Source organism: Leucobacter holotrichiae, assembly GCF_055791005.1.
Window position 1 is genome coordinate 1 of record NZ_JBVUAC010000011.1, and the last position, 25932, is coordinate 25932.

General features: G+C 68.3%; 21 protein-coding genes and 1 rRNA gene. 17 read left to right on the forward strand and 5 right to left on the reverse strand.

The features are described 5' to 3' along the window. The 7 genes from rrf to mnhG all read left to right on the forward strand — a co-directional run. A 5S ribosomal RNA gene (gene rrf, locus AC0KXF_RS12915) occupies window positions 1-70 on the forward strand; the annotation flags it as partial. Between the two features lie 154 nt (window positions 71-224). Beyond that, window positions 225-3119 carry a Na+/H+ antiporter subunit A gene (locus AC0KXF_RS12920; protein WP_473109569.1) on the forward strand — a complete coding sequence of 965 codons (2895 nt, stop codon included), beginning with the start codon at window positions 225-227 and terminating at the stop codon, window positions 3117-3119. Continuing rightward, a complete protein-coding gene (locus AC0KXF_RS12925; RefSeq protein ID WP_473109570.1) occupies window positions 3116-3664 on the forward strand; it encodes a Na(+)/H(+) antiporter subunit C in 549 nt (182 codons plus the stop codon). Before AC0KXF_RS12920 ends, AC0KXF_RS12925 begins: the two co-directional genes overlap by 4 nt. Next, window positions 3661-5319 carry a Na+/H+ antiporter subunit D gene (locus tag AC0KXF_RS12930; protein ID WP_473109571.1) on the forward strand — a complete coding sequence of 553 codons (1659 nt, stop codon included), beginning with the start codon at window positions 3661-3663 and terminating at the stop codon, window positions 5317-5319. The genes AC0KXF_RS12925 and AC0KXF_RS12930 overlap by 4 nt, the downstream gene beginning before the upstream one ends. Further along, window positions 5316-5882, forward strand: coding sequence for a Na+/H+ antiporter subunit E (locus tag AC0KXF_RS12935; RefSeq protein WP_223043684.1), 567 nt, complete (start codon window positions 5316-5318; stop codon window positions 5880-5882). The genes AC0KXF_RS12930 and AC0KXF_RS12935 overlap by 4 nt, the downstream gene beginning before the upstream one ends. A gap of 8 nt (window positions 5883-5890) precedes the next feature. Then, window positions 5891-6193: an MrpF/PhaF family protein gene (locus AC0KXF_RS12940; RefSeq protein ID WP_473109572.1), complete on the forward strand. Its 303-nt coding sequence runs from the start codon at window positions 5891-5893 to the stop codon at window positions 6191-6193. Continuing rightward, window positions 6186-6572: a monovalent cation/H(+) antiporter subunit G gene (gene mnhG / locus AC0KXF_RS12945; protein WP_473109573.1), complete on the forward strand. Its 387-nt coding sequence runs from the start codon at window positions 6186-6188 to the stop codon at window positions 6570-6572. The genes AC0KXF_RS12940 and mnhG overlap by 8 nt, the downstream gene beginning before the upstream one ends. 26 nt (window positions 6573-6598) lie before the next feature. Here mnhG and aceB read toward each other — a convergent pair whose 3' ends face one another. Beyond that, window positions 6599-8251 carry a malate synthase A gene (gene aceB / locus AC0KXF_RS12950; protein WP_473109574.1) on the reverse strand — a complete coding sequence of 551 codons (1653 nt, stop codon included), beginning with the start codon at window positions 8249-8251 and terminating at the stop codon, window positions 6599-6601. A gap of 151 nt (window positions 8252-8402) precedes the next feature. Between aceB and AC0KXF_RS12955 the strand changes: the two genes are divergently transcribed. The 4 genes from AC0KXF_RS12955 (at window position 8403) to AC0KXF_RS12970 (ending at window position 11935) form a co-directional block, all read left to right on the forward strand. Then, a complete protein-coding gene (locus AC0KXF_RS12955; protein ID WP_473109575.1) occupies window positions 8403-9902 on the forward strand; it encodes a helix-turn-helix domain-containing protein in 1500 nt (499 codons plus the stop codon). 101 nt (window positions 9903-10003) lie between these two features. Next, entirely contained in the window at window positions 10004-10468 is a 465-nt protein-coding gene (locus tag AC0KXF_RS12960; RefSeq protein WP_473109576.1) for an FHA domain-containing protein, read from the forward strand. A gap of 1 nt (window position 10469) precedes the next feature. Next, entirely contained in the window at window positions 10470-11150 is a 681-nt protein-coding gene (gene ftsR / locus AC0KXF_RS12965; protein ID WP_473109577.1) for a transcriptional regulator FtsR, read from the forward strand. A 155-nt stretch (window positions 11151-11305) separates the two neighbouring features. After that, a complete protein-coding gene (locus tag AC0KXF_RS12970; protein ID WP_473109578.1) occupies window positions 11306-11935 on the forward strand; it encodes a MerR family transcriptional regulator in 630 nt (209 codons plus the stop codon). A 93-nt stretch (window positions 11936-12028) separates the two neighbouring features. Here AC0KXF_RS12970 and AC0KXF_RS12975 read toward each other — a convergent pair whose 3' ends face one another. Next, window positions 12029-12874 (reverse strand): ParA family protein, encoded by an 846-nt coding sequence (locus AC0KXF_RS12975; RefSeq protein ID WP_223043691.1) that lies wholly within the window; start codon window positions 12872-12874, stop codon window positions 12029-12031. Between the two features lie 211 nt (window positions 12875-13085). On the opposite strand from AC0KXF_RS12975, the gene AC0KXF_RS12980 reads away from it, so the two are divergent. Both AC0KXF_RS12980 and def read left to right on the forward strand, forming a co-directional pair. After that, entirely contained in the window at window positions 13086-16484 is a 3399-nt protein-coding gene (locus AC0KXF_RS12980) for a pyruvate carboxylase (RefSeq protein WP_473109579.1), read from the forward strand. 99 nt (window positions 16485-16583) lie between these two features. After that, complete coding sequence (gene def, locus AC0KXF_RS12985; RefSeq protein ID WP_473109580.1) at window positions 16584-17075, forward strand: peptide deformylase; 492 nt, start codon at window positions 16584-16586, stop codon at window positions 17073-17075. Between the two features lie 8 nt (window positions 17076-17083). On the opposite strand, the gene AC0KXF_RS12990 is transcribed toward def, so the two are convergent. Then, a complete protein-coding gene (locus tag AC0KXF_RS12990) occupies window positions 17084-18934 on the reverse strand; it encodes an AMP-dependent synthetase/ligase (protein WP_473109581.1) in 1851 nt (616 codons plus the stop codon). Between the two features lie 116 nt (window positions 18935-19050). Here AC0KXF_RS12990 and AC0KXF_RS12995 point away from each other — a divergent pair, with 116 nt between their 5' ends. Beyond that, window positions 19051-19722, forward strand: coding sequence for a lysophospholipid acyltransferase family protein (locus tag AC0KXF_RS12995; RefSeq protein ID WP_473109582.1), 672 nt, complete (start codon window positions 19051-19053; stop codon window positions 19720-19722). Between the two features lie 95 nt (window positions 19723-19817). Continuing rightward, window positions 19818-21179 carry a class II 3-deoxy-7-phosphoheptulonate synthase gene (locus AC0KXF_RS13000; RefSeq protein WP_473109583.1) on the forward strand — a complete coding sequence of 454 codons (1362 nt, stop codon included), beginning with the start codon at window positions 19818-19820 and terminating at the stop codon, window positions 21177-21179. Between the two features lie 55 nt (window positions 21180-21234). Here the strand turns inward: AC0KXF_RS13000 and pknB are convergent, their stop codons facing one another. After that, window positions 21235-23142, reverse strand: coding sequence for a Stk1 family PASTA domain-containing Ser/Thr kinase (pknB, locus tag AC0KXF_RS13005; protein WP_473109643.1), 1908 nt, complete (start codon window positions 23140-23142; stop codon window positions 21235-21237). A gap of 130 nt (window positions 23143-23272) precedes the next feature. Between pknB and AC0KXF_RS13010 the strand changes: the two genes are divergently transcribed. After that, window positions 23273-23620, forward strand: coding sequence for an Rv2175c family DNA-binding protein (locus AC0KXF_RS13010; protein WP_473109584.1), 348 nt, complete (start codon window positions 23273-23275; stop codon window positions 23618-23620). 163 nt (window positions 23621-23783) lie between these two features. Here AC0KXF_RS13010 and AC0KXF_RS13015 read toward each other — a convergent pair whose 3' ends face one another. Then, window positions 23784-24884, reverse strand: coding sequence for a polyprenyl synthetase family protein (locus AC0KXF_RS13015; RefSeq protein WP_473109585.1), 1101 nt, complete (start codon window positions 24882-24884; stop codon window positions 23784-23786). A 72-nt stretch (window positions 24885-24956) separates the two neighbouring features. Here AC0KXF_RS13015 and AC0KXF_RS13020 point away from each other — a divergent pair, with 72 nt between their 5' ends. Beyond that, window positions 24957-25346: a DUF3040 domain-containing protein gene (locus AC0KXF_RS13020; RefSeq protein WP_473109586.1), complete on the forward strand. Its 390-nt coding sequence runs from the start codon at window positions 24957-24959 to the stop codon at window positions 25344-25346. Window positions 25347-25932 lie beyond the last annotated feature (586 nt).

A 25932-nucleotide genomic window follows, 5' to 3' on the forward strand; every position in this document is an offset into this window, starting at 1 on the left:
GGAAGCTAAGACTGACAGCGCCAATGGTACTGCGAGGGGGACCTCGTGGGAGAGTAGGACACCGCCGGACACCCATTCAGGAAAGCCCTGATGCACCCGCCACCGCCGGCGCGCGCATCGGGGCTTTCCCCATACCCGCACTCGTGAGAAGTCCAGGTCGGCGGCACGGTTTCCGATAGGATTGAAGTCGAGGGACGACCGGACACAAGGGAAGCAGGCCGCCTATGGGAGCGATGACGGGCATACTGCTCATCCTCGCTCTCAGTGCAATCGTCGCCCACCCCGTGGTCCGGCGTTTCGGACGGCGCTCCTTCATCGCGCTCGCCGTGCTCGTCGCCGCCACATTCGTGGTTCTCCTGTCGATGGCGCAGCCGGTGTTCGCCGGCCCACCGCTCGTGGAGACGATCCAGTGGGTGCCTCAGCTCGACCTGAACGTCACCCTGCGCCTCGACTCAGTCTCAGCGCTCTTCGCGCTCCTCGTGACCGGCGCCGGCGCCCTGGTACTGCTCTACTGCGCGAACTACTTCGAGGATGGCGAGCAGGGGCTCGCAAGGTTCGCCGCCGTATTCATGGGTTTCGCCACGTCGATGCTGGGCCTCGTACTCGCCGACGACATCTACCTGCTCTTCATCTTCTGGGAGGGCACCACGGTGTTCTCCTTCCTGCTGATCGGTCACGCCACCAGACTGCGCACCGCCAACGCCGCATCGCTGCAGGCACTCATGGTCACGACTCTCGGCGGTCTCGCGATGCTCGTCGGCTTCGTACTGCTGGCTCAGCAGGCGGGCACGTCCCTGCTGTCCGAGATCGTCGCTGACCCGCCCAAGGGCCCGGTCGCGACCGTCGCTGTCTATCTGCTGCTCGTCGGGGCACTCTCGAAGTCGGCCATATTCCCGTTCCATTTCTGGCTTCCGGGTGCCATGGCAGCCCCCACTCCGGTGAGCGCCTACCTGCACGCCGCGGCGATGGTGAAAGCCGGTATCTACCTCATCGCCCGTATCGGGCCCGGTTTCAGCGAGGTGCCCGGATACCGGGAGACACTCGTGATCCTCGGTGCGATCACGATGTTGAACGGCGGCATCCGTGCTCTCAAGCAGTTCGACATCAAGCTGATCGTGGCCCACGGCACGGTCAGCCAGCTCGGCATGCTCGTCATGGTCTTTGGCGTCGGTGATCCCCGCGCCGCCTACGCGGGCTTCGCGCTGCTGTTCGCCCACGCGCTCTCGAAGGCGCCGCTGTTCCTGGCCGTGGGGATCATCGATCACTCGACGGGCACCCGAGACCTTCGCAAGCTCTGCGGGCTCGGACGACGGATGCCTCTGCTCACCGTGCTCACGGTTGCCGCAGCGGCGTCCATGGCCGGCGCGCCGCCGTTCATCGGATTCGTGGCGAAGGAGTCGGCGCTCACCGAGATGCTGCGCATCGGCGAGACCGAGCCCCTGGCCTATGTCGCGTTCACCGTGCTGGCCGTGGGCAGCGTGCTCACCGTCGCCTACATGGGGCGTTTCCTCTGGGGCGCATTCGCCGACAAGGCGAACACCAGCGAGTGCTCCATCGTGCACCGGCCCGCACGGATCCTCTTCGTCGCCCCCGGCGCTTTTGCGCTTCTGACGCTCATCGGCGGACTGCTCGCGTCTCAGATCGATCCGCTGCTGCAAGCGGCCGTACCGCACGCATCCGAGCATCCCGAGCACCTCGCTCTGTGGCACGGCTTCACGTTGCCGCTGGCGGTATCCGCCGCTGTGCTGCTGCTCGGTGTCGGACTCGCGCTGCTGCTCTCTCGCACCACGACCGTGATCCCGGCGCTGCCCGAGCGATTCTCCGCCTCGCACGCCTACTGGGTCGTCACGCATTGGCTCGACACCCTCGCCGTGCGCCTGACCGCGATCACGCAGCGAGGCTCGCTTCCCTTCTATCTCTCAGTGATCCTCATCGTGCTGGTCGGCGCCCTCGGCGGCACCCTGCTCGCCACGGGGCAGTGGCCGACCGAGCTCGAGTTCGCGAGCTCGCCCGTTCAGCTCCCGATCGCGATCATCATGATCGCGGCCGCGATCTTCTCGTTGCGCGCCCGCACCCGTTTCCAGTCCGTGGTGCTCGTGGGCGTCACCGGCTACGGCATGGCCGCGATCTTCGCGATGCACGGCGCACCGGATCTGGCGCTGACGCAGGCGCTCGTCGAGACCGTCACGCTCATCGCATTCGTACTGGTGATCCGTCGTCTTTCGCAGCGCATGGGTTCGGCGCCCAGCCGCATGGTGCGGTGGGTCCGCGTGGCCATCGGCCTCTCGGTCGGTCTCGTGTTCGGCGCGCTCGCGATCGTGGCGCTCGGATCCCGGATCGACGAGCCCATCTCCCTGGAGATTCCTGGACTCGCGGCTGCCGGCGGGCACGGCTACAACTCCGTGAACGTGATGCTCGTGGACATCCGCGGGTGGGACACGATGGGGGAGCTGTCGGTGATCCTCGCGGCAGCGACCGGAGTCGCCTCGCTCGTCTTCCTCCGTACGCGCGCCGACCTGCGCCCCAAGCTCACGCGCCGCGCTGCCCGCTCGCAGGCGCAGGCGCACCTCATGCACGTGGCCGATCCCGATCATCCGGCGCGCCGGATCGCCTGGCTGCTCGCGGGCCGCCACCTCGACCCGGCCCATCGCTCGATCCTGCTCGAGGTCGTGGTCAGGCTCGTCTTCCACGGCCTCATCATCCTCTCGATCTATCTACTGCTGGCGGGGCACAACGGCCCGGGCGGCGGGTTCGCCGGCGGGCTCGTCGCGGGCCTCGCACTGGTGGCACGGTATCTCGCGGGCGGCCGCTACGAACTCGGTGCGACGGTGCCGCTCGACGCGGGGCGGATCCTCGGAACGGGCCTCGCGCTCGCGGTCTCGATGGCGCTGCTGCCGATGTTCTTCGGCCAGTCGGCCCTCGCCTCGGCCTGGATCGATCTCGATCTGGGGCCGTTCGGCACCGTGCCGCTCGTGACCTCGACGCTCTTCGACATCGGCGTCTATCTGGTGGTGTTCGGCCTGATCCTCGATGTGCTCCGCAGTCTCGGAGCCGAGATCGACGAGCATGAGGAGGCCGATTCGGCAGCGTTCGAGGAAGAGGAGGTGAACTCGCGATGACCATGCCGCTCGTACTGGTCGCCGTGATGGTCGTGCTCTACGCCTGCGGCGTGTACCTCATGCTCGACCGCACGCTCACGCGTCTGCTGCTCGGGTTCCTGCTGGTGGGGAATGCCACCAACCTGCTCATCTTCCTGATGTCCGGATCCTTCGGCACCGCCCCTATCGGCGACGGACCCGCCGAGGAGATGAGCGATCCACTGCCTCAGGCCTTCATCCTCACCGCGATCGTGATCACCTTCGGTGTGAGCGCCTTCCTGCTCGCACTCATCTACCGGTCGTGGCGTCTGGCCCATGACATGGACGACCGCGTGCAGGACGACGAGGCCGATATCGAGCTCGCGACCACCGAGGCGCTCACCACCGAGGAGGTCACGGACGAGGATCTCGCCGAGACGCCCGAGTTCTCCGATGACGGAGACCAGGGCGATGACGGCGAAGAGGACGACGGCTCGTCGAGCGCCGACCGGGGGCCCGCGACCGGCGCCGCGTCGGCGACCGCGCCCGATCCCGCATCGAATAGGCAGAGGGAGGACCGACGATGACCGTGCTCGTCCCCCTCGTGGTGCTCGTACCGCTCGCCAGCGCGGCCTTCGCCCTCGCCGTCCCCGGCCACCGCAAGCTGCAGCAGGGCATCACGCTGCTCGCGCTGACAGCCGTGCTCGTGCTGAGCGGTACGCTCATGTGGCTCGTGGACGCGCACGGCGCTCTCGTCATGGAGGTGGGCGGCTGGGCCGCTCCATTCGGCATCGCGCTGGTCGTCGACCGGGTCTCGGCACTGATGCTCGTGGTGTCGGCGGTCGTGCTGCTCGGGGTGTTCGTGTTCTCGATCGGGCAGGGCCTCGCTGACGGCGACGAGGATACGCCGGTCTCGATCTACTATCCGACCTACCTCGTGCTGGGCGCCGGCGTGTTCAACGCATTCATCGCGGGCGACCTCTTCAACCTGTACGTGGGATTCGAGATCCTGCTGGTCGCGAGCTACGTGCTCATCACGCTCGGCGGCACGCAGCAGCGGATCCGCGCCGGCGTCACCTATGTGATCGTGTCGCTCGTGTCGTCGGTGCTGTTCCTCGCCGCGATCGCACTGATCTACGGAGCCACCGGCACCGTCAACATGGCGCAGCTCACGGTGCGCATCGCCGAACTGCCGAGCGAGATGCAGTTGCTGCTCAATCTCGCACTGCTCATCGCGTTCGGGATCAAGGCGGCCGTCTTCCCACTCTCCTTCTGGCTGCCCGACTCGTACCCGACGGCTCCCGCGCCTGTCACCGCGGTGTTCGCCGGCCTGCTCACCAAGGTCGGCGTGTACGCCATCATCCGGAGCCAGACCCTGCTCTTCCCGCAATCGAGCGTCGACACGGTGCTGATGGTGGTGGCGGGGCTCACGCTGCTCGTGGGCATCCTGGGCGCGATGTCGCAGCTCGACATCAAACGAACGCTCTCGTTCACGCTCATCAGCCACATCGGCTACATGATCTTCGGCATCGGCATGGCGAACGCAGCCGGGTTCGCCGCGACCATCTATTACATCGCGCACCACATCATCGTGCAGACGACACTGTTCCTCGCCGTCGGGTTGATCGAGCGGCAGGGCGGCACGACCTCGCTCGCCGGACTCGGCGGCATGCTGCGCGCCGCGCCGGTGATCGCCGTGCTGTTCTTCGTCCCCATGCTCAACCTGGGCGGTATCCCGCCCTTCTCGGGGTTCATCGGCAAGCTCGGCCTCTTCACCGTCGCGGCAGAGCTCGGCACGCCCGAGGCGTACTGGCTGATGGGGATCGGCGCGCTCGTCTCGCTCCTCACGCTCTACGCGCTGGCGCGCGCGTGGGTGCTGGCTTTCTGGCGCCCCAAGAAGCGCGCCGAGGCCGAGGCTCGAAGCATGAAGGCGCCGACGACCGAGGCGGTGCTGCTGCTCGAGCGCGAGGAGGCGCTGCTCGAGCGCCTGCAGGATGCGCCGGGCGCGACGCCGAATCAGGAGCGGAAGGACATCCCGCGACTCATGTTCGCCGCGACCGGCGGCATGGTCGCCGTGAGTATCGCGCTCACGGTCTTCGCCGGCCCGCTGTACGCCTACGCGGATCGAGCGGGGCGCGACATGGCGCTGCCCGGCGAGATGGTCGAGCTCGTGCTCGGCGACACCCCCGGCGCGCTCGGCGGCGGGAGCGGTGACACGCGACCCGACGGGGAGGGACGATGAGCGAGACCGGATTCTCGACTCCCCGGGCCGCGCGCCGCGCCGAGTGGGGCGTGCGGCTCCACGAGCTGCCCCTGCTGCTCGGGCTCGTGCTGCTGTGGATGATGCTCTGGCAGGAGGTCTCGCTGCTATCGGCGGTGAGCGGCGTGGTGGTCGCCATCGTCGTGATGCGCGTCTTCTACCTGCCGCCCGTCGAGCTCGCCGGCCGTTTCAACCTCTGGTACGCCCTGCGATACCTCGGGTACTTCCTGTGGCATCTGGCGCTCGCGTCCTGGCAGGTGGCCTGGCTCGCGGTGCGGCCGGGTCCGCCGCCGCCGTGCTCGATCATCGCGGTTCGCCTGCGCACGAGGTCCGACTTCATCCTGACGATGGTGGGACTGACGACGTCGCTGATCCCCGGCTCGCTGGTGGCGGAGGTCGATCGCTTCCGCTCGGTGCTCTATCTGCACGTGCTCAACACGCCCACCCAGAAGGAGATCGCCGCGATGCGCCGCGAGGCCCGTCGTATCGAGCGGCTGCTCGTGCTGACGCTCGGTTCCCGGGAAGAGATGGAGGCGATCAGATGAGTGCCACGATGTCCATCCTCATCCTCGCGGCAGGTGCCGGCCTCACCTTCACGGCCCTCGCGGCGATCATCCGCATCGTCCGGGGCCCCACGATCCTCGACCGCATGGTGGCCTCCGACGTGCTGCTGACCACACTCATGCTGGCGGTCGGCACCGACATGGTGGTGCGCGGTCACACCGATACGATTCCGCTCATGACCGTGATCGCGGCGACGGCGACCTTCGCCACCATCGTCGTGGCGCGGTACGTGAAGCGCAGGGCCGAGTCGTCGGACGGCCCGAAGTCGTCGAAGGGGGCGGGCCATGTCTGATCTCGAGCTGCTCGAGCGGATCATGGACATCGCGGCTGTGGTGTGCGTTCTGCTCTCAGCGGCGCTCACGGTCGCGGCCGGCATCGGCCTGCTGCGCTTCCCTGACGCGCTCAGCCGTCTGCACGCCGCGACCAAGCCGCAGATCTTCGGCCTGCTGCTCGTCATCGCGGCCATCGCGCTCGACCAGCGCTCCGTCGCCACGCTGCTGGCGCTGATCCCGGTCTTCGTGTTCCAGTCGCTCACGGCGCCGGTGGCTGCGCACATGGTCGGCCGAGCTGCCTACCGCACCGGTCAGCTCGACGACGAAACGCTCGTGATCGACGAGCTCGGCCCGGCCATCGATCAGGCGGCGAAACGCGAGGAGACCCCGGGCCGATAGCCCGGGGCCTCCTCGCGTCCGGTCGATCAGGCGTCGACGAGGAAGCGGCTGTAGGCCGGAACGGTGAGGAACGTGGGGAAGTCGTCGCCCAGCGCCACATCGGCGAACAGCCCCGCGGCGTCGTCGTAGCGGTCGCCCTCGAAGCGGTCGAAGCCCGCGACGGCCTCGCGCACGAGCTCGGCCACCCATTCCTTGGTGATGCGGGTGCCCTCAGCCGTCGACTGATCCTGGTGGATCCACTGCCAGATCTGCGAGCGGCTGATCTCGGCGGTCGCCGCGTCCTCCATGAGGTTGTCGATCGCGACGGCCCCGAGACCGCGCAGCCACGCTTCGATGTAGCGGATGCCGATCGAGACGTTGTCGCGCACGCCCGCCTCGGTGATGTCCCGGCCGATGTGCACGTCGAGCAGCTGCGCCGCGGTCACCTCCACGTCGTCGCGCAGGCGGTCGACCTGGTTGGGGCGGTCGCCGAGCACGGCGTCGAACTCGGCCTGTGCGACCGGGATCAGGTCGGGGTGGGCGACCCAGGTGCCGTCGAAGCCGTCGGTCGCCTCGCGGTGCTTGTCGGCGCGCACCTTCTCCTCGGCGCGACGGGTGACCTCGGGATCGCGACGGTTCGGGATGAACGCGCTCATGCCTCCGATCGCGTGGGCGCCGCGCTTGTGGCAGGTCTTCACGAGCAGCTCGGTGTAGGCGCGCATGAACGGGACGGTCATGGTGACCTCGCTGCGGTCCGGCAGCACGAAGCGGGCGCCGCGGCCGCGGTAGTTCTTGATGATCGAGAAGATGTAATCCCACCGCCCGGCGTTGAGCCCGGCGATGTGATCCCGCATCACGTACAGGATCTCCTCCATCTCGAAGGCCGCTGGCAGCGTCTCGATGAGCACGGTCGCGCGGATCGTGCCGTGATCGAGCCCGAGCGCCTGCTCGGTGTAGGCGAAGATGTCGTCCCAGAGCTTCGCCTCCTCGCTCGATTCGAGCTTCGCGATGTAGAAGTAGGGGCCGCGCCCACGGGCGACGAGCTCGCGAGCGTTGTGGAAGGCGTAGAGGCCGAAGTCGACGAGGCTGCCCGACGCCGCTCCCGACTGGCCCTGCGCATCCACGAATCGCATGTGCTTCTCGACGAGGTGCCAGCCGCGCGGGCGCATCACGATCGTGGGGGTGCGCTCGGCGGTGACGCGGTACTCCTTGCCCTCGGGGCTCGTGAACTCGAGCTGCCCCCGGATGGCGTCGTAGAGCGACAGCTGCCCGCCGATGACGTTCCTCCAGGTGGGGCTCGTGGCGTCCTCCTGATCTGCGAGCCAGACACGGGCTCCGGAGTTCATGGCGTTGATCGTCATCTTCGGGTCGGTGGGACCGGTGATCTCGACGCGGCGGTCCTCCAGTCCCGGGCCGGCTCCCGCGACGCTCCAGCTCGGGTCCTCGCGAATCGCTCGGGTGTCCTCGCGGAACTTCGGATCGCGGCCGTTGCCGATCTCGTAGCGGCGGCGCTGGCGGTCCGCGAGACGCTCATGACGGGTGCTCGCGAAGCGGTGATGCAGATCGGTGACGAACTGCAGCGCCTCCGCGGTGAGGATCTCGTCGCTGCGATCGAACGGCCGGCCGGTGACCTCGATGCGCGGGCCGGCTGCGGAGGGTGCGGTGGACTGCTGCTGAGGGGCCGTCTGCGTAGTGGTCATGATCGGATCCTTCACTGTTCGTCGGGTGCCTGAGAAATGCGGTGTAGTTCCATCTTGAGGGGCGGATCAGGAGGCGGATCGGTGATTCATGGTGTGAAGATCTCCGATTCTTCTGCTTGTCGGAAAAATATCCGTCTGGCACCATGGAGCCATGACGCTTCTCGACAGTGTTGCCTCGCTCCGCAGTGCGGGGACGCCCCGCGACCCCGCTGTGCCCGAATCCGACGAGGGCGGCGATGCCCTCACGCTGGGTCGCCGCATCCGTGAGCGCCGCATGCAACTCGGACTTACCCTTGAGCAGCTCGCCTCCGCGGTCGATCGGGCGCCCTCGCAGCTCTCGGCGATCGAGAACGGCAAGCGGGAGCCCCGCCTGCCGCTGCTGCGCGCGCTCGCCGCCGAACTCGGCTCGACGGTCGACGAGCTTCTCGTGGACGAGGCCCCGAGCGAACGAGCCGCGCTCGAGATCGCGGTCGAGCGGGCGCAGCGCGGTGCGGTCTTCCAGTCGCTCGGGCTGCAGCCGATCCGCGTCTCCAAGGCGACGAGCGACGAGACGCTGAAGGCGATCCTCGGCCTGCATCAGGAGGTGGAGCGGCTCAACCGCGAGCGAGCCGCGACTCCCGAGGAGGCCAGGCGGGCGAATACCGAGCTGCGCGCCCAGATGCGCGTCGCCGGCAATTACTTCCCCGACCTCGAGCGCGCGGCGAGACAACTGCTCGACAGCGTCGGGTACGGGGGAGGACCCGTGTCGCAGCAGACCATCTCCATCGTCGCGGAGAAACTCGGCTTCAGTCTCCACTACGTCTCGGATATGCCGCACTCGACGAGATCCGTGATCGATCGTCGCAACGGACGCATCTATCTGAGCAACAATCTTCCCTCGCGCGATGCTCGAGCCCCGATCCTGCGCGCCCTCGCCAGCCTCGTGTGCGGGCATGAGGAGCCCCGCAGCTACGGGGACTTCCTGCGTCAGCGGGTCGAGGCGAACTATCTCGCGGGCGCCGTGCTGCTGCCCGAGGAGGCGACCGTCGAGCTGCTCGCGGAGGCGAAGCGGCAGCGGCAGATCTCGATGGAGGATCTGCGCGACGCGTTCGGCGTCTCGTACGAGATGGCGGCGCACCGCTTCACCAATCTGGCGACCGAGCGGCTCGGCCTGCAGGTGCACTTCATGAAGGCGCACGAGTCGGGCACCCTCATCAAGGCGTACGAGAACGACGGGGTGCGGTTCCCCTCCGACGCGCTCGGCAACCTCGAAGGGGCGACGGTCTGCCGCAACTGGACCGCTCGTACGATCTTCGGGCAGCCCGACCGGTTCAACCCCTGGTATCAGTACACCGACATGGCCTCGGGTGGCACCTACTGGTGCACCTCGCGCGTGGAGAAGGCGAAGGAGGGCTGGTACTCGGTGAGCGTGGGGGTGCGGTTCGAGGACGTGAAGTGGTTCCGCGGGCGGGAGACCCAGCATCGTTCGCAGTCGTTCTGCCCGGATGAGCGATGCTGCAGGCGAGCCTCCAGCGAGCTCACCCGGAAGTGGGAGGCCGCCGCGTGGCCGGAGGCCGCGACGCCCACCAGCCTGCTCGCCGCGCTGCCCGTTGGCACCTTCCCGGGCGTCGACAACAACGAAGTGTACGAGTTTCTTGAGTCCCACGAGTGAATAGGGACGGCCGGGGTGCGCGGGCGCCCGGGGCTGCGATAGCGTAGTAGGAGCAGGTCGAACGACCAGGCGTCGTTACGAGAACAAGAAATGGGTGAGACATGACTACCGAGAATCATGCCCGTCGCGCCGACCACACCGAGGCGCGCGCCACCCAGCAGTTCCGCGAGGATCTGGGGGCGATGATCCGCGCTCGGGCGACCGACCTCACGATCGACGAGCGTGAGGCTGTCGAGGCGCTGCCGTCGGGCGCGGCCCTGCTCGTCGTGCGTCGCGGGCCGGATCTCGGCGCCCGCTTCCTGCTCGACCAGGACGTCACGGTCGCCGGTCGTCACCCCGCGGTCGATATCTTCCTCGACGATGTGACGGTGTCCCGTCGGCACGCGGAGTTCCGCCGCAACGGGACTCGCTTCTCGGTCGTGGACCTGGGCTCGCTGAACGGGACGTTCTGCGACGGCGTGCGCATCGACGGCGAGGTGCCGCTCGAGGACGGCGCAGAGGTGCAGGTCGGCAAGTTCCGCTTCACGTTCTTCGCCTCGCGCTTCGATTTGGGCGAGGGCGCCTGATATGGCGGCCGCCGCGTCGGTCCCATCGCAGGCGGGCAGCCTTCTCAGCATCGGGCAGGTGCTCGCGCGCCTGCAAGACGATTTCTCCGATCTCACACCCTCGAAGCTGCGCTTCCTCGAGGAGCAGGGGCTCGTGAGGCCCGAGCGCACGAAGTCGGGCTATCGCAAGTTCTCCCAGCAGCACATCGAGCGGCTGCGTCTGATCCTCACTCTGCAGCGCGATCACTACCTGCCGCTGAAGGTGATCGCCGAGGTGCTCGACGAGATCGACGCGGGCCGGGACCCGATCATTCCGGGGGCTTCCCCGCGGAGCGCCTCGATGATCCTGGCCCCCCAGCGGGTGCTCAGCAGCGAGGAGTTGCGTCGTGCCACCGGGGCGAGCGCCCGGTTCCTGGGCGAGGCGATCGCGGCGGGTCTGCTGCCGGCGGCCGAGGTGTTCCCGCACGACGCGGTCGCGCAGCTGTCGGCCCTGCTGAAACTGGCGGAGCGCGGGATCACCCCGCGGCATCTGCGTTCGCTGCGGGTGTCTGCCGAGCGCGAGGCGGAGCTGATCGCGCGCGCGGTGTCGACGCGCGGCGTGAAGAGCGGCACTCCGCTCGGTACCGAGGACTCGCTGGAACTGGCGGGGTACCTCGACACGGTGCGCTCCGGCGTGTTGCGCCGACGTTTCGGCAGCGCCTGAACGGCCCGAGATCGGCGTGATTTCAACCTTCAAGTTCTAGTAGAGGTCGACACTCCCAAATTGACCTGCGGCGGTCGTTGCACGCCGCCTGCCATCTGGGTACCGTTATGGGAGTTCGGTGCCCGCGCCGTTCGATCCGTGAAGAAAGGAAGACGATGGAGAACACTCAGCAGCCGTCTGGCGAGACGGCTTCTCCGTCGTCGGAGGCCGCGCCCGATGGAGCGGCTTCGACGCCCATCCGCGGTGCGGAACCCCTCACGATCGACCCCGAGCTCCTCTTCGACGACGGGCTGCCGAAGCCCAATCAGGAGGGCGGTTTCAAAGGCGCCACGGCGGCCCGCGCTGCGGGCATCACCTATCGTCAGCTCGACTACTGGGCACGCACGGGCCTCGTCGAGCCCACGGTCCGCGGTGCGAAGGGATCCGGATCGCAGCGCCTCTACGGCTTCCGCGACATCCTCGTGCTCAAGCTCGTGAAGCGACTGCTCGACACGGGCATCTCCCTGCAGCAGATCCGCACGGCCGTCGCGCAACTCCATGAGGCGGGGGTGCACGACCTTTCGCGTACCACGCTCATGAGCGATGGAGCCAGTGTCTACCTGTGCACCTCGAACGACGAGGTCATCGACCTCGTCAGCCGCGGACAGGGCGTCTTCGGCATCGCAGTCGGCAAGGTGCTGCGCGAGGTCGAGACCTCGCTCGTCGACATGGACGAGCACCGCGAGCAGGCCGAGAGCGTCGACGAACTCGCGGCGCGCCGCCAGGTTCGCAAGAAGATCTCCTAAGCGTCTGCGCCTCCCGCGCGGAAGCACGCAAAAAAGCCCGGCTCGTGAGCCGGGCTTTTCCTGTGTGCGAGAGTATCGGGGTGACGTGGGGACTCAGTCCTCGACGACGGTAGCGGTGCGCCCGGGCTTCGACCTCGTCTCGCGTGCCGCGTCCATGCCCGCAGAGCGGAGCACCCGATCCAGCACCAGATCGAAGTTGCCGGCCATCTCCTGCGAGGCCTCGCCCGGCCACATGTGCACGGGCTTCGCCGCGCCCTGCGCCTGCTGCAGCGAGGGGCGCTCGGGCAGCTGCGGATTGAGCACGAGGGGGCCGAACATCTCGCGCAGCTCGCGGATGCGGAACTGGTGCTCCATCGACTGTGGCTGTGTGCGATTGATCAGGATGCCGAGGGGCTGCAGGCGGGGGCTCACCCCGCGACGGATCTCCTCGATCGCGCGGAGCGCGCGGTCGGTTGCGGCGACGGCGAAGAGGCTGGGCTCGGCGACGACGAGCACCCGGTCGCTCGCGGCCCACGCGGTGCGCGTGAGGGCGTTCAGCGAGGGCGCGCAGTCGATGAGCACCAGATCGTACTCGGACTCGACGACCGCGAGGGCCTCCTCCAGCTTCCAGATGTCGCGCGTCGACGGGTGGGGGCCGTCGAAATTGATGGCCGACGGGCTGCCGACGAGCAGGTCGATCGACCCGCCCTCGTGGTACTCGTTCCAGCCGCTGTGGGCGATGGCCGAGCGCACCGTCTTCTCCTTCGGGCTCTCGAGCACATCGGCCACGGTCGCGTACCCGTCGGGGTTCACCGCGAGGCCCGTCGACACATCGGACTGGGGGTCGAAGTCGACGACGAGCGTGCGCAGGCCCCGGGAGAAAGCGGCCGAGGCGAGGCCGAGCGTCACGGTGGTCTTGCCGACGCCACCCTTGAGGGAACTCACACTCAATACATGCACGTGGCAAGTTTAGACGATCCCCCACTGTGATCGACCAGAGTATGCGTGAGGCGAACAGAAGATCGGGCCGTTTTTCACCCTCGAGTCGGAGTCGTCGGGCGACGCGAGCACGCGAGTAGGGCAGAGCGTGCGCGAGCGTGTATCTTGATATCGAACGATCCATCGGTCTGGGCAGCCGGCGAACGTACTGATACAGAGGAGTATTTTCTGCATGTTCAAAAAGGTTCTGGTTGCCAATCGTGGTGAGATCGCGATCCGCGCGTTCCGCGCCGCTCACGAGCTCGGCGCTTCCACGGTCGCAGTGTTTCCGTACGAGGATCGCAACTCGCTGCACCGTCTGAAGGCCGATGAGGCGTACCTGATCGGCGAGGTCGGACACCCGGTGCGCGCGTACCTCGACATCGACGAGATCGTGCGGGTGGCGCAGGAGTCGGGCGCCGACGCGATCTACCCGGGGTACGGGTTCCTGTCCGAGAACCCCGGGCTGGCGGCCGCGGCCGAGGCGGCGGGGATCCGATTCATCGGACCCGGCAGGCAGGCGCTGGAAATGGCGGGCAACAAGGTCGCGGCGAAGGAGCACGCCATCGCCGCGGGGGTGCCCGTGCTGCAGTCGACGCCCCCGTCCACGGACATCGAGGCGCTGATCGCGGGCGCTCGCGAGATCGGGTTCCCGGTGTTCGCGAAGGCCGTCGCGGGCGGCGGCGGACGCGGCATGCGGCGCGTGGAGCGCGAGGAGGATCTCCGTGACGCGCTCGAGTCGGCGATGCGAGAGGCCGAGAGCGCGTTCGGCGACCCGACCATGTTCATCGAGCAGGCCGTGCTGCGCCCGCGCCACATCGAGGTGCAGGTGCTGGCCGACAAGAACGGCGAGACGGTCCACCTGTACGAGCGCGACTGCTCGGTGCAGCGCCGCCACCAGAAGGTCGTCGAGATCGCCCCGGCTCCGAACCTGGATCCCGCGATCCGCGACGAGCTGACGCGCGACGCGATCGCGTTCGCGAAGTCGATCGGCTACGAGAACGCGGGCACGGTCGAGTTCCTGCTCGACACCGAGGGCGAGCGCGCCGGCAAGCACGTGTTCATCGAGATGAACCCGCGCATCCAGGTCGAGCACACCGTCACCGAGGAGGTGACCGACGTCGATCTCGTGCGCGCCCAGATGCGGATCGCGGCGGGTGAGACCCTCGCAGACCTCGACCTGCTCCAGGACGACATCCAGCTGCGCGGCGCGGCGCTGCAGTGCCGCATCACCACGGAGGATCCGGCCAACGGCTTCCGTCCCGATCTCGGCCGCATCACGGCGTACCGTTCCCCGGGCGGCGGCGGCGTGCGCCTCGACGGCGGCACCATCAACGCGGGCGCTCAGATCAGCCCCCACTTCGATTCCATGCTCGCCAAGCTCACCTGCCGCGGGCGCAGCTTCGAAGACGCGGTGGTACGCGCTCGCCGGGCACTCGCGGAGTTCCGGATCCGCGGCGTCGCGACGAACATCCCGTTCCTGCAGGCGGTGCTCGCCGATCCCGCCTTCCAGGCCGGCGACATCGCGACCTCGTTCATCGAGGAGCGCCCCGAGCTGCTCGACATGAACAAGCCCAAGGACCGCGCCACCCGCCTGCTGCAGCACGTCGCCAACGTGACCGTCAATCAGCCGAACGGGCCGCGTCCCGGCGCATTCGATCCCGCTTCGAAGCTCCCCGCGGCGGATCTCTCCGCCCCGGCCCCGGCCGGGTGCCGCCAGCGGCTGCTCGAGCTCGGCCCCGAGGGGTACGCGAAGAGTCTGCGCGAGCAGACCGCGCTGGCGGTCACGGAGACCACCTTCCGAGACGCCCATCAGTCGCTGCTGGCGACCCGTGTGCGCACCAGGGACCTCGCGCGGATCGCGCCGTACGTGGCACGGCTCACCCCGCAGCTGTGGTCGGTTGAGGCCTGGGGCGGCGCCACCTACGACGTGGCGCTTCGCTTCCTGGGCGAAGACCCGTGGGAGCGGCTTGCGGCCCTGCGCGAGGCGCTGCCGAACGTGCCGATCCAGATGCTGCTCCGCGGCCAGAACACCGTGGGCTACACTCCTTACCCGGCGCAGGTCGCGCAGGCGTTCGTGCGCGAGGCAGCCGAGACCGGGGTCGACGTGTTCCGCATCTTCGACGCCCTCAACGACGTGAATCAGATGCGCGTCGCGATCGACGCCGTGCGCGAGACCGGCAGCGCCGTCGCCGAGGTCTCGATGGCCTACACCGGCAATCTGCTGGATCCCGCCGAGAACAAGTACACCCTCGATTACTACCTGCGTCTGGCCGACGAGATCGTGGGAGCGGGTGCCCACGTGCTCGCCATCAAGGACATGGCGGGCCTGCTGCGGCCCGCGGCGGCGGCGAAGCTCGTCGCCGCGCTGCGGGAGCGCTTCGACCTGCCCGTGCACCTGCACACGCACGATACCCCGGGCGGCCAGCTCGCCACGCTGCTCGCGGCCTCGGAGGCGGGGGTCGACGCGGTCGATGCCGCTTCGGCGCCGATGTCGGGCACTACCAGCCAGCCGTCGCTCTCGGCCCTCGTCGCAGCCCTCGCGAACACGGAGCGCGACACGGGTCTCGACCCGGCGGCGGTGTTCGAGCTCGAGCCCTACTGGGATGCGGTGCGCAGCCTCTACAAACCGTTCGAGTCCGGCCTGCCCTCGCCCACCGGGCGCGTGTACACCCACGAGATCCCCGGCGGGCAGCTCTCGAACCTGCGCCAGCAGGCGATCGCCCTGGGGCTCGCCGAGAACTTCGAGAAGATCGAGGACATGTACGCGGCGGCAGACCGCATCCTCGGCCGTATCCCGAAGGTGACCCCGTCCTCCAAGGTGGTGGGCGATCTGGCGCTGCACCTGGCCGCCGTCGATGCCGACCCCCGCGACTTCGAGGAGAATCCGGGCAACTACGACGTGCCCGACTCCGTGGTGGGCTTCCTCGCCGGCGAGCTGGGGGAGATCCCCGGCGGCTGGCCCGAGCCGTTCCGCTCCAAGGTGCTCGCCGGTCGCCGCGTCGATATCGGGGCGGCGCCGATCACCGACGAGGACCAGGCGCTGCTCTCGGGTGCAAGCGACGAGCGCCGGTCGGCGCTCAACCGGCTGCTGTTCCCGGCGCCGACGCGTCAGTACGAGGCCGCGCGCGAGCAGTTCGGCGATCTGTCGGTGCTCGATACACCCGAGTACCTCTACGGTCTCGAAGCCGGGGAGGAGCGAGCGATCGACCTCGCTCGAGGAGTGCGTCTCTACGTCGGGCTCGAAGCGATCGGCGAGGCAGACGACAAGGGCGTCCGCACCGTCATGGTGCGCGTGAACGGACAACTGCGCCAGGTGTTCGTCAAGGACGAGAGCGTGGCCGTCGACGTCCCCGTGACGGAGAAGGCCGACCGCACCGTGCCCGGTCACGTCGCGGCCCCGTTCTCGGGCACCGTCACCGTCAAGGTCGCGCCGGGCGACACGGTCGAGGTCGGGCAGCCCGTCGCGACCATCGAGGCGATGAAGATGGAGGCGGCCATCACGGCCCCCGTCGCGGGAACCGTCGAGCGCATCGTCTTCAACGGCACCCGAGGTCTCGAAGCCGGCGACCTCATCGTCGTGATCGGCTAGCGCGGCGACCGATCGTCGGCCTGGAGTCCGCCCCGCGCGCCCGTCGAGCGGTGGGCGTGCTCCAGGCCGACGAAGGCGATTCCGCTAAGCTGAATCACTATGGCGATTCGAGAGATCCGACTGTTCGGCGACCCCGTGCTGCGCACCGTGTGCGATCCCATCACGGAGATCGACAGCGGGGTGAGGCAGCTCGTCGCTGATCTCTGCGAGACCGTCGACATGGACGGGCGCGCGGGCCTCGCCGCCACTCAGATCGGCCACACGCAGCGCGCGTTCAGTCTGAATATCGAGGGACGCATCAGCTACGTGCTCAACCCCGAGATCGTCGAACTCGACGGAGACCCGGTGCCGACGGGCGAGGGCTGCCTCTCGGTGCCCGATCTGTGGTTCGAGGTCATGCGGTACCCGCGGGCCACCGTCCGGGGCATGGACCTCGAGGGCCGCGAACTCGTCATCTCGGGGGAGGGGCTGCTCGCGCAGGCCCTGCAGCACGAGTGCGACCACCTCGACGGCAAGCTCTACATCAACCGTCTCGATCGCGAAGCGCGCGGCGAGGCGATGCGTCAGATCCGCCAGTCCGCCTGGTTCTAGGGCGGGCGCTACTTGCCGAGGCTGACCGCCTCGGTCTGCGGGTTGTCGCCGTAGAGCTTCGCGATCTCGCTCGCGAAGTCGCGCAGGATGTTGTCGCGCTTGATGCTCATCTTCGGGGTCAGGTGCCCGTTCGCCTCGACGAACTCGGTGGGCAGGATCACGAACTTGCGGATCGACTCGGCGCGCGAGACGTGCTGGTTGCCCTGATCGATGGCGCTCTGCACTTCGGCGAGCACCTTGGGGTGCCTGGCCGCCTCCTCCAGCGTCATGTTCGGGTCCTCGCCGTTGTTGTTCAGCCACGCGGGAAGCATCTCGGGGTCGAGGGTGACGAGTGCGGAGATGAACGGCTTCTGGTCGCCGACGACCACGACCTGACCGATGATGGTGTTCGAGCGGATCGGATCCTCGAGCGCCGCGGGCGCCACGTTCTTGCCGCCCGCGGTGACGATGATCTCCTTCTTGCGCCCGGTGATCGAGAGGTACCCGTCGGAGTCGAGCGAACCGAGATCGCCCGTGCGGAAGAAGCCGTCGTCCGTGAACGCCGCGCGGGTCGCCTCGGGGTTGTTCCAGTACTCCTTGAACACGTCGATGCCCTTGACCTCGATCTCGCCGTCGTCGGCGATGCGCACGGTGTGCCCGGGCAGTGCCGGGCCGACCGTGCCGATCTTGAACTTGTCGGGCAGATTGACGGTGACCGGGGCCGTGGTCTCGGTCAGGCCGTAGCCCTCGAGGATCTTGACCCCGAGGCTGCGGTAGAAGTGGCCGAGGTAGTGGCTGAGCGGCGCCGAGCCCGAGATCGCATAACTGACGCGACCGCCGAGCCGCTCGCGCAGCTTGGCGTAGACGAGCTTGTCGAACAGCTTGAACTTGAGTCCCAGCACGAAGGGGACCTTGCCCGCGTCGAGGGCTTCGGAGTGCTCGACCGCGACCTTGGCCGCGGCCCGGAAGATCTTGCCCTTGCCCTCCGCCTCGGTCTTCTGCTCGGCGGAGTTGTAGACCTTCTCGAAGACGCGCGGGACGGCGAGGAGGAAGGAGGGCTTGAACGAGCCGAGTGCCGGCAGCAGCTGGGTGGTATCGGCCTGGTGGCCCACCCTGACGCCCGCGTGCACGGCGAGCACCGAGATGAACCGGGCGAAGACGTGCGCGAGGGTGACGAAGAGCAGTGTCGAGGAGCCGGGCTGCTGCACGACCTCGGAGAGCGCGGCCGCCGAGTTGCGCGAGAGGTCCACGAAGTTCGAGTGGGTGAGAACGCAGCCCTTGGGGCGCCCGGTCGAGCCGGAGGTGTAGATCAGCGTCGCGATATCCGCGCCGACGGCGAGGTTGCGCCGACGCTCGATCTCGGCATCCTCGACCGAGAGCCCGCTCTTCCGGAGCGCCTCGAGCGCGCCCTCGTCGAAGCGCCAGTGCAGATCCACGCCCGGCGTCTCGCTCGCGATCTCCTCGAACCGCTCGGCGAGATCGGTAGTGGCGGTCATCATCGCGCGAGCCCCCGAATCCTCGAGGATCCAGTGGATCTGCAGCGGAGACGAGGTCTCGTAGATCGGCACCATGATCGCGCCGCAGTAGTGGATCGCGAAATCGACGAGCGACCACTCGTAGCTGGTCTTGCACATGAAGGCGATGCGGTCGCCGGGTTCGATGCCCGCGGCGACGAAGCCCTTCGCGAGGGCGACGACCTCGGCTCGGAACTCGCGAGCGGTGATGTCTCGCCAGCCCTCGCCCTGCGGTACGGCGAAGATCGCGCGGTCGGGCGTCGCGTCCACGCGCTGTTCGAGCAGATCGGTGATGTTGTCATCCGGAACCGGCGGGATGAGGATCGGTGTCTCGGACTGATTCACGGCAGCTCCCTTGATACTCATGCATCGGCCTCTGCGGTGCGGTCGTTCCGCACCTGCTTGCATTTCACCCTATATGCATACCCACGCGCGGCTCCGGCTCGGCTATTGTGTTCGAAGTCGAGAGAAAGCTGCGGGTAGTGCTGTATTGGATCTTTAAACACCTGATCATCGGGCCGTTCCTGAAAACTCTGTACCGTCCGTGGGTGGAGGGTGCCGAGAATATTCCGGCCTCCGGGCCCGTAATTATTGTGGGAAACCACCTCTCGGTGATCGATTCCTTCTTCATGCCGCTCATGATCGACCGGCGTGTGTACTTCCTCGCGAAGAGCGACTACTTCACGGGGAAGGGGATCAAAGGCTGGTTGGTGAAGAACTTCATGCTGGGCGTGGGGCAGCTCCCCATCGACCGCTCGGGCGGCAAGGCATCCGAGGCCTCGCTCAACACGGGGCTCGCGGTGCTGGATCGCGGAAACGTGCTCGGCATCTACCCGGAGGGCACTCGCAGCCCCGATGCGAGGCTGTACCGCGGACGCACGGGCGTGGCTCGCCTCGTGCTCGAATCGGGCGCTCTTGTGGTGCCCGCCGTGATGATCGACACCGAGAAGGCGATGCCGATCGGCGCCAAGTTCCCGAAGATCCGCCGCATCGGCACCGTGATCGGCAAGCCTCTCGACTTCAGCCGCTTCTCGGGCATGAGCGCCGACCGCTTCGTGCTGCGCAGCGTCACCGATGAGATCATGCTCGAGATTCAGCGACTCAGCGGCCAGCAGTACGTCGACGTGTACGCCTCCAGCGTACGCAACCGCTGAGAGGCGCGAACCACCGCTCGTCGCTAGTAAGCTGGGGTGGTTGCAGCGAGGTCGCTGCGGCGCCAGCATACCCAATTATCGACAAGGGACTGAAGATGACGAGCCAGAACACCGATACTGCTGCCCGCGCGTTCGCGGAGCTCGACGCGTATCGCGCGCTCGAGGCGAAGCAGCAGCCCACCTGGCCCGATCCCGCGGCCGTGCAGACGGCGTCAGCGGACCTCGCCTCCCAGCCCCCGCTCGTCTTCGCGGGCGAGGCCGACCAGCTGCGCGAGCGTCTCGCGTCGGCGGCGCGCGGCGAGGCCTTCCTGCTGCAGGGCGGCGATTGCGCCGAGACCTTCGCGGCGGCGACCGCCGATAAGATCCGAGATCGGGTCAAGACGCTGCTGCAGATGGCCGTCGTGCTCACCTACGGCGCCTCGATGCCGGTCATCAAGGTCGGTCGTATGGCCGGCCAGTTCGCGAAGCCGCGCTCGAGCGACACCGAGACCCGCGACGGTGTCACGCTGCCCGCCTTCCGCGGAGACCTCGTCAACGGCTACGATTTCACCCCCGAGTCGCGCACCGCAGACCCCTCGCGGCTCGTGCGGGGCTACCACGTCTCGGCCTCGACCCTCAACCTGATCCGCGCGTTCACGCAGGGCGGCTTCGCCGACCTGCGCCAGGTGCACGCCTGGAATCAGGGCTTCGTGTCGAACCCGGCCAACCAGCGCTACGAGTCGCTGGCCGCCGAGATCGACCGCGCCGTTCGCTTCATGGACGCCTGCGGCGTCGATCACAGCGAGCTCAAGCAGACCGAGTTCTACGTGAGCCATGAGGCGCTGCTGCTCGACTACGAGCGCCCCCTGACCCGTATCGACTCGCGCACGGGCGAGCTCTACGACACGTCGGGGCACATGCTCTGGATCGGCGAGCGCACCCGCGAGCTCGACGGTGCGCACGTCGAGTTCCTGTCGCACGTGAGAAACCCGATCGGCGTCAAGCTCGGCCCGACGGCGACGGTCGACGACGCGCTGCGGCTCATCGACAAGCTCGATCCCGAGCGCGAGCCCGGGCGCCTCACCTTCATCACCCGCATGGGAGCCGGAAAGATCCGCGACGTGCTGCCCGGACTGCTCGCGGGCGTGCGCGATGCGGGCGCGACCCCGCTCTGGGTCACCGACCCGATGCACGGCAACGGCATCACCTCGTCGACCGGTTACAAGACCCGCCGCTTCGACGATGTGATGGACGAGCTGCGCGGCTTCTTCGAGGCGCACCGCGAGATCGGAACGTTCCCCGGGGGTATCCACGTGGAGCTCACCGGTGATGACGTGACCGAGTGCCTCGGGGGCTCCGAGAACATCGACGAGGAGGCGCTGGCGACCCGCTACGAGTCGGTCTGCGATCCGCGCCTGAACCACATGCAGTCGCTCGAGCTGGCCTTCCAGGTGGCCGAGGAGCTGAAGCGGCTCTAGGCGGTCTGCTCCCGGTCATTCTGAGCGCAGAATGACCGGGAGGGAGGCCCTCCGCTCAGAGCGAGATCGTGCTCTTGACCCGGATCTCGGTTCCTGCCGGTACGCGCTCGCCCGCTGCGGGGTCGGTGCCCGTGGCCTTCGCGAAGCTGCGCAGGGCGTCGGGCACGAGCGTGGTGGGGGAGAACCCCGCTGCGGACAGCGTGTCCATGGCCTCCTGCAGTCCCATGTCGGCGACGCTGGGCACCTCGAACAGCTCCGGGCCGAGCGACACGTTCAGGCCCACCGCATCGCCGGGCCTCACCGGATCGGTCGAGAGCAGCAGGCCGATGACCTGGCCCTCCGGAACATCGGCGTTGTGCTCCTCGGTGCCGAGCGCGGCGTCGACGCGGAGATCGCTGGATTCCAGTGCGCGCGTGGCCTCGTCGACGGTGAGGCCGGCCACGTCCGGAACGGCGCCGGCGGACACGACGAGATCGATCCGCCCCTGCTCGGCATAGGTGTCGCCGAGAGGCTCCCCGTCCTGACCGAGCGCCGCGAGCACCGTGCCCGCCTCCGAATCGGCGAAGCGCCGCTCGAGCACCTCGCCGAAGGTGAACCCCTCTGACCGGATCTCGCGCTCGGCCTCCTGCTGCGACAGACCCACGATGGTCGGCACCGGCAGCTGCCTGGGGCCGCTCGACTGGCAGAGGCGCACGGTGCTGCCGCGGTCGAGGCGCGATCCGGACTCCGGATCGGTGCTCACGGCGAGACCCACCGGCACCTCGAGGCTCGGGCACGCGGCCACCTCGACGAGCAGTGAGCGATCCTCGAGGGATGCCTGCGCCGCGGCCATCTCCTGGCCCGCCACATCGGGCACCGTGACCCGGGATCCGGGCCCCTGTCCGAACCACCAGCCGGTACCGCCGGCGAGTGCGATGAGCAGCACGAGCAGCACCGCGGTCAGACGGCCCTTGCGACCGCGCTTTCTCGCGGCGGCGGCCGCGCGGTCGAGCGGCGACGCGGGGGTCGGATCGGGCCGAGGGCCGGCGTCCGCATCCCCGCCCTCCGCGAGGCTCGAGGCCAGCGCCTGCTGTTCCGTGCCGTCGAGCACGGTGGTCGACGACGTCGGCGATCCGCCCGCCATATCCCTGGGCAGCACCCGGGTGGATCCCGCCACCGCAAGGCCCGAGCTGAGGTCCCGGAGGAACTGCAGCGCTTCGCCGGCGTCGCGGGGGCGATCCTCGGGGTCGCGCTGCGTGGTCCAGCGCACCAGCTCGTCGAGCTCGGGCGTCGCCTCGGTCGACTTCAACGACGGCGCCGGCACCTCGGAGTGCGCGTGCTGGTATGCGATCTGCATGGGTTGCTCACCGGTGAACGGCTGCGTCCCGGCGAGCATCTCGTACATCATGATGCCGAACGCGTAGAGATCGCTGCGCGCATCGGCCACGCCGCGGGTCACCAGCTCGGGCGACAGATAGGCGATCGTTCCGAGCAGCGCCTGGCCGGTGGTCGTGTTGGCGCTGACAGCGCGGGCGAGACCGAAGTCGCCGAGCTTGATGCGGCCGTCGTCGGCGAGCAGCACGTTCTCGGGTTTGAGATCCCGGTGCACGATGCCCGCGTGATGCGCGGCGGCGAGCCCCGACAGCACCGCCTCTCCGATCTCCAACGCCTGCTCGGCGGTGAGGCGCTTCTGCTGCTTGAGCAGCTCGCGCAGCGTGATGCTCGGCAGATACTCCATGACCAGGTAGGTGCGACCGAGATCATGTCCCTGGTCGAAGACATTGACCAGGTTGGGATGCGAGAGCCTCGCCGCGCTGCGGGCCTCCTGCTCGAAGCGGCGGGTGAAGTTCTCGTCCTCGGCGAGGTGCTCGTGCATCACCTTGACGGCGACTCTGCGCTCGAGCCGCAGGTCGTTCGCGAGATACACCATCGCCATGCCGCCACGAGCGATGCGTGAGCGGATCACGTATCGCTCGTCGAGCATTTGCCCGATCAGCGGGTCGGCAGGCGCGGAGGTCACGTCGAGATTCTACGGAAGAAGGATGCGCGCTCGTCGGATGCGCGCCGAGCGGGCGCAGATTGCGATCCGCCGGGGACGCTGGCAGAGTTGAGGTGTGCCCCAGAACATCGCACCCGATACGCCGTTCCTCACCGTCCCGGAGCTCGTCGAGCTCTTCGGCCTCACCCCGGGCAAGATCCACAGGCTGATCGAGGATCACCACCTGGCCGCCGTGCGCGTCGACGGCGTGCTCCGCGTACCGGCCGAGTTCGTGCAGGACGACCACCCCCTGCCCCCGCTTCGCGGCACGATCCTCGTGCTGCTCGACGCCGGCTTCTCGAACGAGGAGGCGGTGGCGTGGCTGCTCGCTCCGAACGACGAGCTGGGGGAGCGGCCCATCGACTCGCTCCGCGCGGGCCGCAAGAGCTCGGTGCGCCGAGCGACGCAATCGCTCGCGTTCTGACGCGTCGAGCCGGGTGGGTCCCGTCGAGCCGGGTGAGTCCCGTCAAGCCGGGTGAGCCGGGTGGCTTCCATCGAGTCGGCCTATTTGTATCGAGCTGGCCTGGAAATCGCGCCAGTTAGAGGCGGCCTCGATACAAATAGGTCGACTCGATGACTCATCGCCGCTAGAAGGCTCGGCGTGCGGCCCGCTCGGAGAGCCCGATGAGCTGCTGCGCCGCGTCGGGGCGGATCTGCGCTCGCCGCAGCGCAGCGGTCGCCCGGTCGATGTTGCGGGTGATCATGTCCTCGACGCGCTCGACCGCCCCGCTCTCGCGAATGGTGCGCTGCAGCATGGCGACCTGCTCGCGGTCGAGTTCGGTGCCGAGCAGATCGTCGAAGATGCGTCGCTGTGTGGCGGGCAGGTTCTCGCGGGCGAGCGTGACGAGCACGGTGCGCTTGCCCTCGGCGAGGTCGTCGCCGATGGGCTTGCCGGTGACATCCTCGTCGCCGAAGACGCCGAGCAGGTCGTCGCGCAACTGGAAGGCGACGCCGACGGGCAGACCGAAGTCCGCGAGCGCCTGCTCCTGCTGCTCGTCGGCCCCCGCGAGCGCCGCGCCGATGAGCAGCGGAGCCTCGACACTGTACTTGGCGGATTTGTAGACCAGCACCCGAGTCGACCGCTCGAGCTGCTCCTCGTGCGAGGCGAAGTCGGCGTACTGCTCTTCGAGGACGTCGAGGTACTGACCCGCCGCGACCTCGCTGCGCATGCGGTTGAAGTGGTGGCGTGCGCGCTGCGCGGCCGAGCGGTCGGCGAGCGCGTCTCCTGCGGCCTGCATGAGCTCATCGGCCCACGACTGCAGCAGGTCGCCGAGCAGGATCGCGCCCGCCAAGCCGAAGTGATCCGCCGACCCGCGCCATCCGTGCTGCTGGTGCATCGCGGCGAACAGGCGGTGCGTCGAGGGCCGACCGCGGCGGGTGTCGGAGCGATCGATGACGTCGTCGTGGATCAGCGCGGCCGCGTGGAAGAGCTCGAGGGAGCAGGCGGCGTCGAGCACCGCGCCGAACTCGGCGTCGATCTCGGCGGCGAGGTCGAGCGGCCGCAGCGCGCGGTAGCCGAGCACGGCGAACTGGGCGCGGAATCGCTTGCCCCCGGAGAGGAACCCGAAGGCCTCGTCGAGCAGGGGCTTCGCATCGGGCCCGAGGGGCTCGAGTGCCCGACGATGCCGGGCCAGCGTGTCGTTGATCCGCTCCTGAATAAGGCCTGCGAGTCGCATCGTTTCTTGCACACGACTAGCCTAGCCGCGCGCGGGAGACAGTAGACTACTGGGTAAAGAACTCAATTGGCGGGAGGAGCGGTCATGGCGCTGTCAGAACACGAGCAGCGGCTGCTCGACGAGATGGAGCGCAGCTTCTATCAGAGTGAAGCCGACGTGATGCAGACCGTCCCCGGAGCCCGCCGCCGGGTGAGCTACCGCTCGCTGGTGCTCGGGATCGTGGTGGTGCTCGTCGGGCTGGGCGTGCTGGTCGCGGGAGTCGCGGCGCAGCAGCTCTGGCTGGGGCTCATCGGTTTCGCCGCGATGCTGGGCGGTGTCATGCTGATGTTCGCCCGGGGCTCCGACTCCGAGACCGCTGAGGGTGCGCTCGGCGAGCACTCCGACGCGCCCGGCGGGGCCGGCACGTCGGCTCGCGAGTCGTTCAGCGAACGCATGGAGCGTCGCTGGGATGAGCGCATGGGCGGCGACCGCTAGCAGCAGCCGTACAGCTTCCAGAAGGGCCGTGGTTTCGACCACGGCCCTTTTTCGTGCCCCGCGGAGGCGTCGCCCAGCGCGGCCGTTTGCCGGGTGGGTCCCTCGCCGGCGCAACTCCTCAGCTGCGTCATCGCACGCGTCCGTGACCCCGGCCCGAGTTCAGGGAGGGGATCGTCTCCCATTCGGAGGTCCTCACCGGGGATGCTCCGCTCGAGCCCGGATCTCCTCCCTGGGCAGCGGCCGGCTACCGCTTCGACTCGCACCACGCGCGCGTGGTGCGGGTCGGCGTATCGGGCGGAGCGACCGACGGCTCCTCCACTTTGCTCCACCTCGGGCTCTTTCGTGCTCGGAATCGAGGCGGATCCGGGCGGAATGGTCTGGATCAGGGGTGGATGCGGGCGTTTGGCCGCGCGTCGCCTCGTACGGTGCGGCGGCGTGCTCATTCGGCCCCGCCGCCGGATCCCCAGTGTTTTCAAGGCTTCCCGGCGAACCGGGATGTGAAGTGGGGAAGAAATGGAGAGATTGCTCGGTGAAGTGGAGGAAAGTGGAGTAGTGTGGGACACCTGAGTCGGGACGGCGAAAGGGG

What these genes read in the sequence shown, in the direction of transcription:
- ftsR (WP_473109577.1), top strand. Translation starts at nt 10,470, where the DNA reads ATGGCGGCCGCCGCGTCGGTCCCATCGCAGGCGGGCAGCCTTCTCAGC.
- AC0KXF_RS12955 (WP_473109575.1), top strand. Translation starts at nt 8,403, where the DNA reads ATGACGCTTCTCGACAGTGTTGCCTCGCTCCGCAGTGCGGGGACGCCC.
- AC0KXF_RS12925 (WP_473109570.1), top strand. Translation starts at nt 3,116, where the DNA reads ATGACCATGCCGCTCGTACTGGTCGCCGTGATGGTCGTGCTCTACGCC.
- AC0KXF_RS12920 (WP_473109569.1), top strand. Translation starts at nt 225, where the DNA reads ATGGGAGCGATGACGGGCATACTGCTCATCCTCGCTCTCAGTGCAATC.
- AC0KXF_RS13000 (WP_473109583.1), top strand. Translation starts at nt 19,818, where the DNA reads ATGACGAGCCAGAACACCGATACTGCTGCCCGCGCGTTCGCGGAGCTC.
- AC0KXF_RS12930 (WP_473109571.1), top strand. Translation starts at nt 3,661, where the DNA reads ATGACCGTGCTCGTCCCCCTCGTGGTGCTCGTACCGCTCGCCAGCGCG.
- def (WP_473109580.1), top strand. Translation starts at nt 16,584, where the DNA reads ATGGCGATTCGAGAGATCCGACTGTTCGGCGACCCCGTGCTGCGCACC.
- AC0KXF_RS12970 (WP_473109578.1), top strand. Translation starts at nt 11,306, where the DNA reads ATGGAGAACACTCAGCAGCCGTCTGGCGAGACGGCTTCTCCGTCGTCG.
- AC0KXF_RS13020 (WP_473109586.1), top strand. Translation starts at nt 24,957, where the DNA reads ATGGCGCTGTCAGAACACGAGCAGCGGCTGCTCGACGAGATGGAGCGC.
- pknB (WP_473109643.1), bottom strand. Translation starts at nt 23,142, where the DNA reads ATGCTCGACGAGCGATACGTGATCCGCTCACGCATCGCTCGTGGCGGC.
- AC0KXF_RS12935 (WP_223043684.1), top strand. Translation starts at nt 5,316, where the DNA reads ATGAGCGAGACCGGATTCTCGACTCCCCGGGCCGCGCGCCGCGCCGAG.
- aceB (WP_473109574.1), bottom strand. Translation starts at nt 8,251, where the DNA reads ATGACCACTACGCAGACGGCCCCTCAGCAGCAGTCCACCGCACCCTCC.
- mnhG (WP_473109573.1), top strand. Translation starts at nt 6,186, where the DNA reads ATGTCTGATCTCGAGCTGCTCGAGCGGATCATGGACATCGCGGCTGTG.
- AC0KXF_RS12990 (WP_473109581.1), bottom strand. Translation starts at nt 18,934, where the DNA reads ATGAGTATCAAGGGAGCTGCCGTGAATCAGTCCGAGACACCGATCCTC.
- AC0KXF_RS12940 (WP_473109572.1), top strand. Translation starts at nt 5,891, where the DNA reads ATGTCCATCCTCATCCTCGCGGCAGGTGCCGGCCTCACCTTCACGGCC.
- AC0KXF_RS12980 (WP_473109579.1), top strand. Translation starts at nt 13,086, where the DNA reads ATGTTCAAAAAGGTTCTGGTTGCCAATCGTGGTGAGATCGCGATCCGC.
- AC0KXF_RS12960 (WP_473109576.1), top strand. Translation starts at nt 10,004, where the DNA reads ATGACTACCGAGAATCATGCCCGTCGCGCCGACCACACCGAGGCGCGC.